Below are 12,371 nucleotides of genomic sequence, written 5' to 3' on the forward strand. Positions count from 1 at the left end.
TGAAAAGAAAGTCTTAACTAAACCGCTTTTTTGTACTTAGTTTCAGAATAACCATTTGGGAAGAGTTTCGTTACTGGGTTTTCTGAAATTTTTTGGAACGGCTTTTTAAATCTGTCCATAGCTCCGTTAACGCTAAAAACTAATAATAGAACGTTAATGAATAATAGAATAAATAAAATGCTAAAAAATGTTGCCATTTGACTATTGCAATTGATACTTCAAAAGTACGTGTTTTCTTATAGTATACGAGCGAAAACCAAAGAATGTTGTCAAACTGTTAATTTTTGTGGTGTGTACAATTAAACTGTTAATTTTTGAGAAAGTGTTTAATTACGAATAAGAATATTATGAAAGCTGCAAAAGAAATAAACACCCATTTTACCCCTTTGTAGTTTTTTGTATGGAGCTTATTATCTTTTTTATACATTATGAATAAAATAACGGCAAAAGTGAACATAAAAAGTCCTGCAAAAATTAATTGTCCCGTCGAAAACATAGTTTTTATATTTTTATACAAAGCTAACGCAAAACAGAACTAATGAAAAGTAAAATAGAAGCTGTAAAGTCATTTCACGAAGCCTTTGGACTAGGAATTTTAAAAAAGCCAACTGCAAACTTGGGCATGGCTAAAAATGAACTCCGATTTAATTTAATGGACGAAGAAAACAAAGAGTATTTAGAAGCCGCAAAAGAAGGAGATTTGGTAGAAGTGGCAGATGCACTGGGTGATATGCTCTATATTTTATGTGGAACTATCTTAGAGCACGGTATGCAGTACAAGATTGAAGAGGTATTTAACGAAATCCAAAGAAGCAATATGAGCAAACTTGGCGCGAATGGCAAACCCATTTATCGCGAAGATGGAAAGGTCTTAAAAGGTCCTAATTATTTTAAACCGGACATTGAAACGATTTTACAAAACTAAAAAAGCACCAATCGGTGCTTTTTTTTAAACTTTAAATCTCCAACCAAATTTATCTTCGGTTCTATTATATTGAATATCTGTAATTCGTTTTTTTAGAAGAGAAGCATAGTCATCATTAAGTTCAGGTAAGTCATAATCAACTCCTTTATAACCAAAGGCAGCTATTGGTGATACAACCGCTGCAGTGCCAGCACCAAACATTTCTTTTAGTTTTCCAGATTTAGCTGCTGTGACAACTTCCGTAACGCTTATTTTACGAACTTCAGTTTTAATACCTTCGTCTTCCGCAATTTCTAAAATACTCTTTCGAGTAATACCATCCAGAATGCGATCACTAGTTGGACCGGTAATTAAAGTATCATTGATTCTAATAAAAATGTTCATTGCTCCGGCCTCTTCAATATACTCATGCGTATTATCGTCGGTCCAAATTACCTGATTGTACCCTTTTTTTATTGCTAATTGAGTAGGGTAAAATTGACCAGCATAATTACCGCCGGCTTTTGCATAACCCACGCCGCCATTGGCAGATCTAGAATATTGTTCTTCAATCAAAACACTAACTTTTCCAGAAAAATAAGCTCCTGAAGGAGCGCAGCAAATAATAAATTTATATTCATCAGCGGGCGAGGCATGAAAACCTATACCAGATGCCATTACAAATGGACGAATGTATAAGGAACTGCCGGGAGTAGTTGGAATCCAATCTTTTTCTAAATGTAATAGTGTTGTAAGTCCTTCTATAAATGTTTCTTCAGGTATTTCAGGAATTGCCATCCGTTTTGCGGAAATGTTCAATCGCTTATGATTATCCAAAGGTCTAAATAACCATGGTTTCCCATCAGTATCTTTATATGCTTTCATCCCTTCAAATATCGATTGACCATAATGAAAGATTTTCGCTGCTGGATCTAAAATAATCGGTTGGTAAGGCATAATTTTAGGTGTTTCCCAGGCACCATTTTTGTAATCACAGACTAACATATGGTCTGAATAGACACTGCCAAAGGCTAAATTGTCAAAATCTACCTCATTTATTTTAGTAGTTTTTGATTTTTCAACCTCAATGTTTTTTAACTGCACTTGCATAATAATACATTTGTAAAAATAAAATTAGCTATTTCTGTTAAGATTTTTTCCTTTTTGTAACTTTAAATGGCCGCCAGGGCCAATACAAATTAAACTTTTTTTAGATATGAAAACTTTTAACATTTTGATTGTGATATTCTTAGTTGTAATGAACAGATATGGACTTGCACAGAGTAATGTATCATATGACAAGTTTGGTACTACTTTCGAAAAATTTGAAGAAACTGGTTCTGAATGGAAAGTTTATGAAAGTTTAAATGCAACGGATACTATTTCAACACAGATTAGAGGCGAAATTGCCGAGGTCTGTCAAGCAAAAGGTTGTTGGATGAAGGTTGATTTGGATAATGGTGATCAAGTATTTGTGAAATTTAAAGATTATGATTTCTTTGTACCCAAAGATGCTGCTCAAAAGGATGTAGTAATGAATGGAAAAGCCTTCATTGAGGAAATGTCTGTTGATGAGCAAAAACATTATGCTGAAGATAAAGGAGCAACCAAAGAAGCAATTGCCAAAATCACAAAACCAAGAAAAACACTAAGGTTTGAGGCTGACGGTGTATTAATTGAAAAATAAATTGAAAAGGAGAATCATCATTACTTCGGATGGTTCAAAAACCATACATTTAGAAGATTGGAACGAACAATACCATTCTAAACATGGTGCTATCCAAGAAGCATATCATGTTTTTATTGAGCATGGTCTTAAATGTTTTCAGAACCGACATATAAACCTTTTGGAAATTGGATTTGGTACAGGCCTCAATGCTTTGATTAGTTTAATTGAATCTAAAAATTTAGGGTTAGGTATAAATTATGTTGGTGTTGAAGCTTATCCAGTTTTAGAAAATGAAATTCGGAAGTTGAATTATATTGACATGCTAAACGCTTCAGATTTTCAAGAGGCTTTTTCATCAATGCACAATTCAGATTGGAATAAACCTATAGCAGTTACCTCTGCCTTTAATCTTACCAAACAGAGGAAAGACTTTAGTACGATTTCTGATGTTGGTTTGTTCAACCTTATCTATTTTGATGCTTTTGGTGCCAGAGTACAACCAGAACTTTGGACGGTGACTATTTTTCAAAAAATGTACACGGCATTGGATTGGAATGGTATATTGGTGACATATTCTGCAAAGGGCAGTGTCAGAAGGGCAATGCAAGAGGTCGGTTTCAAGGTGGAAAGACTTCCTGGTCCGCCCGGTAAACGCGAAATGTTACGTGGGGTTAAAAGCAGATTGTTATAATAAGACTTTTCTACTTTAAATAGTTTAGCTCTTAAAAAGTCATAAACTTTAAACAATAGTGTTAAACCTAAATTAAGACCTCTTAATCAGCGATTTAAAACAGTTATCTTTATTAAAAATGATGGAATGAAGGTTTTGATTACAGGGGCTACAGGACTGGTGGGCAATGCCATTGTTAAGAAATTACATGCCAAGGGAATTCAAGTCAATTATTTGACTACAAGAAAAAATAAGATAGTTATTAAGGAAGACTATCAAGGATACCATTGGAGTCCTGAAAAATTTGAAATAGACAATAACTGTTTTGTAGATGTTTCAACTATAATTAATTTGGCTGGAGCAACTATTTCAAAAAGATGGACGGAATCCCATAAAAATGAGGTGCTAAATAGTCGTGTAAATAGTTTAAAAACGCTAAAAAAAGGTCTAAAACAAAGGAATTTCTCACAAATTGAATCTTTTGTTTCCGCCTCGGCAGTTGGTATCTATCCTACTTCTTTATCAACATTATATACTGAAGATGAAGACCAAATAGATGATAGTTTTTTGGGCAATGTTGTTAAGGTTTGGGAAGATGAAATAGATAGCTTTAATGATTTCGGTTTCAAGGTTTCCAAAATACGTATTGGTTTAGTGCTCTCTAAAGAAGGTGGGGCACTACCTAAAATGGCAAAACCTATAAAAAATTATGTTGGGTCCGCATTTGGTGCCGGCGAACAATGGCAATCATGGATTCATATTGAAGACTTGGCAAGAATGTTTCTTTTTGTATCATTAAACCAGTTATCGGGTACCTTTAATGGTGTTGCGCCTAATCCAGTTACAAATAGTAAAATGACCATTGAATTGGCAAAGACCTTAAGACGTCCATTAATATTGCCAAATGTTCCTGAGTTTGTAATGAAGTTCTTGTTGGGTGAAATGGCCTATTTATTATTTGCAAGTCAAAGGGTTAGTAGCAAGCGTATTGAGAAAAAAGGTTTTCAATTTCACCACCTCAATATTTGCAAGGCGTTAGAGGCAATATATCATAAAAATTCTGATACGCAAACAAGGGTTTCCGATTATAGTAAAGAGTTTGCTTAACCATATGGCATTTAGATAAAATAAAGAATCCGCTAATAGCGGATTTTTTTGTATTTGTTGATGACATTTTGACATTTTTGTACAATTGGCAGTACTTTTGCCATCTTACATTTGAAAATTAAATTTTATACTTATGAGCAAGAAAAGTAAGGTTCAAGAAATGGAGGAAGAGTTAGAACAAAAACAACCCGTTGAAGAGACTGAACTTAACGCTGAAGATAATAATGAAGGTGTTGAAAATATAGAAGAGTTATTATCTGTTGAAGACCAACTAAAAGAGGACCTTGCCAAAGAAAAAGATAAGTTTTTAAGACTCTTTGCAGAGTTTGAAAACTTTAAAAAGCGTACCTCAAAAGAACGCATGGATCTTTTCAAAACCGCAGGGCAAGATGTGATTGTGTCGATGTTACCAATATTTGATGATTTTGACAGAGCCTTAAAAGAAATTTCAAAATCAGAAGATAATGAGCTTTTTAAGGGTGTTGAGCTTATCAATAATAAGTTTCGAGAAACCTTAAAAAACAAAGGGCTTTCTGAAATGGAGGTTGGACAAGGAGATGCTTTCGACGCAGAAATTCATGATGCTGTTACACAAATACCAGCCCCTGATAAAAAATTGAAAGGAAAAATCATAGACGTCATTGAAAAGGGTTTTAAACTGGGGGACAAAATCATTCGCCATCCAAAAGTTGTGGTAGGTAATTAATACAATCTTATGAAGCAAGATTTTTACGAAATACTGGGAGTTTCAAAGGGCGCAACTGCGGCTGAGATAAAGAAAGCTTATCGCAAGAAAGCTATTGAGTTCCACCCAGATAAGAATCCGGGTGATTCAACGGCTGAGGAAATGTTTAAAAAAGCTGCTGAAGCATATGAAGTATTGAGTGATCCAGATAAACGTGGTAAATATGACCAATTCGGTCATGCTGCCTTTGAAGGTGGTGGCTTTGGCGGCGGCGGTATGAATATGGACGATATCTTCAGTCAATTCGGTGATATTTTTGGCAGTGCTTTTGGCGGCGGCGGTTTTGGTGGTTTCAGCGGTTTTGGAGGAGGTCAGCGAAGGGTGAAAGGGAGTAACCTTAGAATTCGAGTGAAAATGACCCTTGAAGAAGTAGCTAGCGGTGTTGAGAAAAAAGTAAAAGTGCGAAGAAAGGTTCAGGCCGATGGTGTTACTTATAAAACATGCTCTACTTGTAATGGAAGTGGACAAGTGACTAAAATCACAAATACCATTCTTGGACGCATGCAAACAGCGGCTACCTGCAATACTTGTGGAGGTGCTGGCCAAACAATTGATAAACGACCCAGTGATGCGGATGCCCAAGGTCTAAAAGTAGTTGAAGAAACTGTTTCCATTAAGATTCCCGCTGGGGTAGAAGAAGGTATGCAGTTAAAGGTTTCTGGTAAAGGTAATGGTGCACCAGGTGATGGTATTTCCGGCGATTTATTGGTAGCTATAGAAACTGAGGAGCATGCGACCCTAAAGCGCGAAGGCGATAACCTTCATTACGATTTGTACATTAGTTTTTCAGAAGCAGTTTTAGGTAGCTCAAAAGAGATTGATGCTGTTGGTGGTGCGGTTAGAATAAAGTTAGAAGCAGGTATTCAATCAGGTAAAATTTTAAGATTGAGAGGTAAAGGGATTCAAAGCCTTAATGGTTATGGCAGTGGTGATCTTTTGGTGCATGTAAATGTTTGGACCCCTAAAGAATTAAATAGGGAGCAAAAGGAGTTTTTTGAGCGTATGCAGAATGATGATAATTTTGAACCAAAACCAGAAAAATCCGATAAGTCTTTCTTTGAAAAAGTAAAAGATATGTTCTCTTAACAGTTTTACTATTGCTAATTAAATAAAAAACGTATATTTGACATAGATGCTGTACTCAGCATCTAATTTTCTTTTTCATAGCAATTTTTTTCCCATCCTTGATTCATTAAGGGTGGGTTTTGTGTTTTAGAACTTAATTAAGGGAAGAACATATACCTCAATTATACTATATTGTTTGCCGATTTTTAAATAGATGTATCTTTGATAAAATTGATTGCATGAGCCACATTCTTGTTGCTGAAAATGTTTCCAAAAAATTTGGAGAGCATACAGCACTGAGCAACTTTTCCCTTGAAATTCCTGAGAACTGTATCTATGGTCTTTTAGGCCCCAATGGTGCAGGGAAAACCACTTTAATTAGAATAATAAACCAAATTACATACCCAGATTCTGGCCAGATTTTGTTTGAGGGGTGTCCTTTAGCCCCAGAACACATTGCCACAATAGGATACCTTCCTGAAGAGCGCGGCTTATACAAAAGTATGAAGGTGGGTGAACAAGTTTTATATCTAGCACAATTAAAAGGGCTTTCAAAAACTGAAGCAAAAAAGAGATTGAAATACTGGTTTGAACGCCTAGAAATTGGAGATTGGTGGAACAAAAAGATACAAGAACTCTCTAAAGGCATGGCACAGAAAATACAGTTTATCATAACGGTTTTGCATGAACCAAAACTGTTAATTTTTGATGAGCCTTTTAGCGGTTTTGATCCTATAAACGCCAATAAGATAAAAGATGAAATTTTAGAGTTAAAGAAGAGAGGTACGTCTATCATTTTTTCTACCCATCGTATGGAATCGGTAGAAGAATTATGCGACTATATTACCCTGTTGCACCAATCTGAAAAGGTCTTGGATGGAAAATTAAGTGATATAAAAAAAGCCTATAAGAACAATATTTTTAGAGTTGGTCTGAATGTGAAGAATGATGGCGAAAAAATAATACAACAATTCAAAACTAAATTCAAAATTTCTGATGACACCTATGACAATGTAGAAATGCAGCTTGATTTTACGTTGCAATTACCCAATACAGATACCACGGCTGTATTAAATCAACTGACTTTAAATGGAACGATTAATCATTTTGAAGAGGTAATACCTACGGCCAACGATATTTTTATACAGACCGTAAAGACAAAAGATAAATGAACAAGCTTAAGCTAATTATCAAGAGAGAGTATTTGGCGAAGGTTCGGAACAAGTCTTTTGTTATTATGACTTTTTTAAGTCCCATTTTGATGGTAGGTATGATTGTATTAATTGCATTTTTGACCAAAGTGAATGATAGTGAAAAACGCATCATTACAGTGTTAAACGAAAGTGATTATTTTTCGAACTCATTTAATCAAACAGAGAGTATTTCATATATTGATTTAAGAAATGTAACCTTTGATGAAGCCAAAGATTCTACTCTTTCTATGGGTAATTATGGATTGTTGTACATTCCTAAAAAAGATGGCTTGGAGGCTACGGCCAACAATGCTTTTTTATACACAAAGGAAAGTCCAGTAAGCACAATACTAGAACGAGTAGAGACTATTTTTCAAAATAGATTGCGTCAAGGCAGGTTACAAGAATTAGGGGTTTCGGCAAAGGACTTTGCTGATATAGAAGGAGACTTCGAGATGAAAACTTCAACTTTTGATGGGCAGCAAAATATAAAAGGTATTAACGAGATAAAAGCTGTTATTGGGGGTGGGTTTGGTTACCTTATTATGATGTTTATCATTATTTATGGAGGCTTTGTAATGCGAAGTGTTATTGAAGAAAAGACCAGTCGTATTATCGAAGTAATTATTTCTTCTGTAAAGCCTTTTCAATTGATGCTTGGCAAAATTATAGGTACTTCTTTAGCTGGGATTACACAATTTGCCATTTGGATTTTCTCCGCATCCCTATTGCTCTTTGTTGCCATGCTATTGCTTGATATTGATTTGAATGCGTTGAACGCAAACCCAATGATGGAGCAAAATGCCATGGTAAATATGGCAGTAATACCAGAGTCTTCAGATAATGAAATGCAAAAATATGCTGAAGAGCTTTTCAAAATTCCATGGATATTGTTACTAAGTTCTTTTGTGCTCTATTTTATTTTAGGTTATCTTATTTATAGCTCCATCTATGCAGCTATTGGAGCTGCAGTGGATAATGAAACAGATACACAACAGTTTATATTTCCCATTATTCTTCCTTTAATGTTGGCAATTTATGTAGGTTTCTTTTCGGTTTTCAGCAATCCGCATGGGCCGATAGCAGTAGGTTTCTCATTATTCCCGTTAACTTCGCCCATAGTTATGTTAATGCGATTGCCAGGTGGAATTGGGGAAGGTGGTGTGCCTTTATGGCAATTTTTAACCAGTATTGTGTTATTAATCACTACCTTTTTGGGTATCGTTTGGTTAGCGGCGAAGATTTACAGGATAGGAATTTTAATGTATGGAAAAAAGCCTACCTATCGAGAGTTATTTAAATGGCTCAAATATTAATTGATGATTCAAGATAAAGCAAAAGACATACAAGAAATCATAGAAAAAGACATTTGGGGTTCTATTCAAGATTTTCTTAATTGGGGGTTTCATTATGGTGAGGGTTCAAATTCTATTCATATTACAATAGGGCTTTTGTTACTGCTTACAGTAGCGTTTTTTTTAACCGGTTTTGTATTAAAATGGGTTAGAAGGTTTTTCACTCGAAAAATGGACCAAGAAGATAAACTCAAATTTATCAGCATCTTTAAGTTTATTAAATATGTGGTTTATTTGGTGGTCATTCTCTTAACTATGAGTGCTGCAGGTATTAATGTAACCGTAATACTTACGGCTTCAGCAGCTCTTTTCGTTGGTTTGGGCTTGGCTTTACAAGAATTATTTCAAGATATCATTGGAGGTGTTTTTATTATTGTGGACAAGTCGCTAAGGGTAGGTGATATTGTCGAAGTAGAAGGAAAAGTGGGTAAGGTTTTTGAGATAAAGTTACGCACTACACGTGCATTGACGCGAGATGATAAAGTCATTATTATCCCTAATCATAAGTTTATCAGCGATATCATTCATAATTATACCCAAAATCATAAAACGACTAGAGAGAAGGTAAGTGTTGGAGTTGCTTATGGAAGCGATGTAGAACTGGTCACTCGACTACTAACACAAGTTGTCAATGAACAAAAGGGAGTATTGAAAAACCCCAAGCCTTTTGTATTATTTGAAGATTTTGGAGATTCGGCCCTCCTTTTTTCTGTTAACTTTTATACCAATGATAGTTTTGGAGATCCTAAAATAAAGAGTAGTATTCGCTACGCAATTGATACTAAGTTTAGGGTAAATAACGTTAGAATTCCATTCCCGCAACGCGATGTACATCTATTTCAGCATATAAAAAGTTCTGACCAGTAGCCATAATGGTAAAAAAAACCCTTCAAAACGCTTACTTAATCTTGATATTGACACTGTCATTATCAACTTTCTCTCAAAGTACGGATCTAGTCAGGGTCGAATACCTTAGAATACCTGAAAATGACACAGGTATTCAGACTTCACGTTATAAGTTTCTTCTAAATGCACCAATTAAAGTAAATACTAATAATTATTTAGTAATTGGGGCAGAATACAATCAATTTGATGTTGATTATTCTAGAGAACTGCCATTTGATAAAAGTGAGCTTCAGAAGTTTCATATTATTGATATGAATCTAGGATATATTACAAAATGGAATGAAAATTGGCGATTTATAGGTATTCTCACCCCCAGATTTGCGTCTAACTTTACTAATGGTATTATATCCGATGACTTTTTCTTCAATGCAACTGCAACACTTTGGAAAGAAAAAAAGAATGTAGAAAAACCTTTTAGAATCGTCTTAGGACTGTCATTTAACAGCACCACTGGACTTCCAATTCCTCTGCCTTTAGTAAGTTATTATAAAAGGTTCCACCCGAATTGGTCATATACGTTAGGAATTCCTAAAATGAACTTTAAATATCATCCAAACAAAAAGAATACGATACAAATGGCACTGTTATTGGATGGATACTTTATAAATGTTCAAGACGACATAGAATTACCCGATAATATGGTGGGTTCAAAAATTTCATTATCCGCACTCGTAGGCATAGTGGGATATCAATACAACATCACCAAAATGATGTCACTATATGTTTTAGGTGGCCGATCATTTATTCAAGAAGGTATTTTGAGAAATGACCGTCGTGATAGAACATTTTTATTAAATAGTGAGGCAAATTTTTATCTTAGAACAGGATTTAAAATATCAATCTTTTAAAAGAAGACATGTCAAAAATATTAGTAATTGAGGATGAAGCAGCCATTAGAAGGGTTTTGGTCAAAATATTAAGTGAAGAAAATAATAGTTATGAAGTTTCTGAGGCTGAAGATGGCGTAAAAGGCATGGAAACCATAAAAAAAGATGATTTTGATTTGGTGCTTTGCGATATTAAAATGCCTAAAATGGATGGAGTTGAGGTCTTGGAAGCTGCTAAGAAAATAAAACCTGAAATTCCTTTTATTATGATTTCTGGACATGGCGACTTAGATACTGCCGTTAATACCATGCGTCTTGGAGCTTTCGATTATATTTCAAAACCACCAGATTTGAATAGATTGTTGACCACAGTGCGTAATGCACTTGATAAGAAAGAACTAGTAGTCGAAAACAAAATTCTAAAGAAGAAGGTCAGTAAGAATTATGAAATGATTGGCGAAAGTCCAGAAATAGATATCATTAAAGACATGATTGAAAAGGTGGCTCCAACTGATGCCAGAGTACTTATTACAGGTTCAAATGGTACAGGTAAAGAACTGGTCGCCCATTGGGTGCATGAAAAAAGTCAACGTTCATCTGCTCCGTTTATTGAAGTGAACTGTGCTGCAATTCCGTCTGAACTTATTGAGAGTGAGCTTTTTGGACATGTTAAAGGTGCATTTACATCAGCAGTGAAAGACAGAGCAGGTAAGTTTGAAGCTGCAAATAAAGGGACTATTTTTTTGGATGAGATTGGTGATATGAGTTTGTCCGCACAAGCAAAGGTTCTGCGCGCACTACAAGAAAATAAAATTTCTAGGGTTGGAACTGACAAAGACATCAAGGTTGATGTTCGCGTGGTTGCCGCTACGAATAAGGATTTAAAGAAAGAGATTCAAGATGGAAAGTTTCGTGAGGATTTATACCACCGTCTTGCTGTTATTTTGATTAAAGTCCCGTCATTGAATGACAGGCGTAATGATATTCCTTTATTGATTGAACATTTTTCAAATAAAATAGCGGAAGAGCAAGGTACGGTGATAAAAGCCTTCTCTAAGAAAGCAGTGAATCTATTAAAAGGCTATGATTGGACAGGTAATGTTCGTGAATTGAGAAACGTAGTGGAGCGGCTTATAATTTTAGGGGGTAACGAGGTCAATGAAGATGATGTAAAACTATTTGCAAGTAAATAATTACTTTACAGGGCAGCCATTTAAGCGTGTTAAAGCATCATAAGTAATCTCTTTCACCCTTTTATGATAATAAATTTTGGCCTCTGAATGCGAGCCTTTCCTAAGCTGCTCTTTAGTTTTAGTATGAATTTTTGATATGAAGTTAAAAGCATCTGGGCAGTCTACATATTGTATAACTTTATCTAAAGAATTTTCAAACTCGGCAAGACTTTGATTCATAGTCTCGCGAAGTTGTTTGGCTTTTGATAAAAGTACTCCACCTTGATCGTTCAGCACTTGTTTGGTGTTAAGTACCAAAAGGTCGTCTCCATATTCACTTTGGTCATTATTTTCAAATTCTTCTAAAGCTTCTATACTGTTTAAAGTATTCTTCATAGCAATCTCTAAAAATGTTTTAGAGTCTTCAAACGATTTTGATTTAGTAGCTACCTTTAGATTTTTTTCTGCTTCAGTTATGTTTTTAAGGGCATTTTCACAACCACAATCTTTGAAGTTCTTTTTGGTATTATTGATTCCTCTTAAAGCTTTGTAAGCATAATATTTAGCCTTTTCGAAGTTATCGGCTTTTATGGCAAGTTGAGTCTGGTCTTTAATAAACTCAGTATGCTGATTGGCAAATGCACAAGCATTCAAGGTAGTAAACGACGCCATTATCCAAAGAGCTAAAAGCCCTAAAACAGCAGCTATGACAAGCACAGCTCTTCTGTAGGTTTTCATAAAAGTATGATTTGGTGTTT

13 protein-coding genes are annotated in these 12,371 nt (G+C 35.0%); 11 read left to right on the forward strand and 2 right to left on the reverse strand.

What is annotated here, in order from left to right; all coding sequences use genetic code 11:
- Window positions 1-538: 538 nt before the first annotated feature.
- Window positions 539-925, forward strand: coding sequence for a pyrophosphohydrolase domain-containing protein (locus tag RM706_RS14205; RefSeq protein WP_311352702.1), 387 nt, complete (start codon window positions 539-541; stop codon window positions 923-925).
- 24 nt (window positions 926-949) lie between these two features.
- Here the strand turns inward: RM706_RS14205 and RM706_RS14210 are convergent, their stop codons facing one another.
- Entirely contained in the window at window positions 950-2,014 is a 1,065-nt protein-coding gene (locus tag RM706_RS14210; protein ID WP_311352704.1) for a branched-chain amino acid aminotransferase, read from the reverse strand.
- Between the two features lie 106 nt (window positions 2,015-2,120).
- On the opposite strand from RM706_RS14210, the gene RM706_RS14215 reads away from it, so the two are divergent.
- The 10 genes from RM706_RS14215 to RM706_RS14260 all read left to right on the forward strand — a co-directional run bounded on the left by RM706_RS14215 (window position 2,121) and on the right by RM706_RS14260 (window position 11,634).
- Entirely contained in the window at window positions 2,121-2,591 is a 471-nt protein-coding gene (locus RM706_RS14215) for a DUF4920 domain-containing protein (protein WP_311352706.1), read from the forward strand.
- Window position 2,592: 1 nt separating this feature from the next.
- Window positions 2,593-3,264 (forward strand): tRNA (5-methylaminomethyl-2-thiouridine)(34)-methyltransferase MnmC2, encoded by a 672-nt coding sequence (gene mnmC2, locus RM706_RS14220; protein ID WP_311352708.1) that lies wholly within the window; start codon window positions 2,593-2,595, stop codon window positions 3,262-3,264.
- A gap of 126 nt (window positions 3,265-3,390) precedes the next feature.
- Window positions 3,391-4,350, forward strand: coding sequence for a TIGR01777 family oxidoreductase (locus RM706_RS14225; protein ID WP_311352710.1), 960 nt, complete (start codon window positions 3,391-3,393; stop codon window positions 4,348-4,350).
- 133 nt (window positions 4,351-4,483) lie between these two features.
- Complete coding sequence (locus RM706_RS14230; protein ID WP_311352712.1) at window positions 4,484-5,056, forward strand: nucleotide exchange factor GrpE; 573 nt, start codon at window positions 4,484-4,486, stop codon at window positions 5,054-5,056.
- A 9-nt stretch (window positions 5,057-5,065) separates the two neighbouring features.
- Window positions 5,066-6,181 (forward strand): molecular chaperone DnaJ, encoded by a 1,116-nt coding sequence (gene dnaJ / locus RM706_RS14235; RefSeq protein ID WP_311352714.1) that lies wholly within the window; start codon window positions 5,066-5,068, stop codon window positions 6,179-6,181.
- Window positions 6,182-6,399: 218 nt separating this feature from the next.
- A complete protein-coding gene (locus tag RM706_RS14240; protein ID WP_311352715.1) occupies window positions 6,400-7,332 on the forward strand; it encodes an ABC transporter ATP-binding protein in 933 nt (310 codons plus the stop codon).
- Window positions 7,329-8,669 carry an ABC transporter permease gene (locus tag RM706_RS14245; protein WP_311352717.1) on the forward strand — a complete coding sequence of 447 codons (1,341 nt, stop codon included), beginning with the start codon at window positions 7,329-7,331 and terminating at the stop codon, window positions 8,667-8,669. Before RM706_RS14240 ends, RM706_RS14245 begins: the two co-directional genes overlap by 4 nt.
- A 3-nt stretch (window positions 8,670-8,672) precedes the next feature.
- On the forward strand, window positions 8,673-9,575 hold the full coding sequence (locus RM706_RS14250; protein ID WP_311352719.1) for a mechanosensitive ion channel family protein: 903 nt from the start codon (window positions 8,673-8,675) through the stop codon (window positions 9,573-9,575).
- A gap of 5 nt (window positions 9,576-9,580) precedes the next feature.
- Window positions 9,581-10,462 carry a DUF6268 family outer membrane beta-barrel protein gene (locus tag RM706_RS14255; RefSeq protein ID WP_311352721.1) on the forward strand — a complete coding sequence of 294 codons (882 nt, stop codon included), beginning with the start codon at window positions 9,581-9,583 and terminating at the stop codon, window positions 10,460-10,462.
- An 8-nt stretch (window positions 10,463-10,470) separates the two neighbouring features.
- On the forward strand, window positions 10,471-11,634 hold the full coding sequence (locus tag RM706_RS14260) for a sigma-54-dependent transcriptional regulator (protein WP_311352723.1): 1,164 nt from the start codon (window positions 10,471-10,473) through the stop codon (window positions 11,632-11,634).
- Here the strand turns inward: RM706_RS14260 and RM706_RS14265 are convergent, their stop codons facing one another.
- Window positions 11,635-12,351 (reverse strand): hypothetical protein, encoded by a 717-nt coding sequence (locus tag RM706_RS14265; RefSeq protein WP_311352725.1) that lies wholly within the window; start codon window positions 12,349-12,351, stop codon window positions 11,635-11,637.
- Between the last annotated feature and the right edge of the window lie 20 nt (window positions 12,352-12,371).

Source organism: Croceitalea rosinachiae (assembly GCF_031846445.1).
Taxonomy (GTDB): Bacteria; Bacteroidota; Bacteroidia; order Flavobacteriales; family Flavobacteriaceae; genus Croceitalea; species Croceitalea rosinachiae.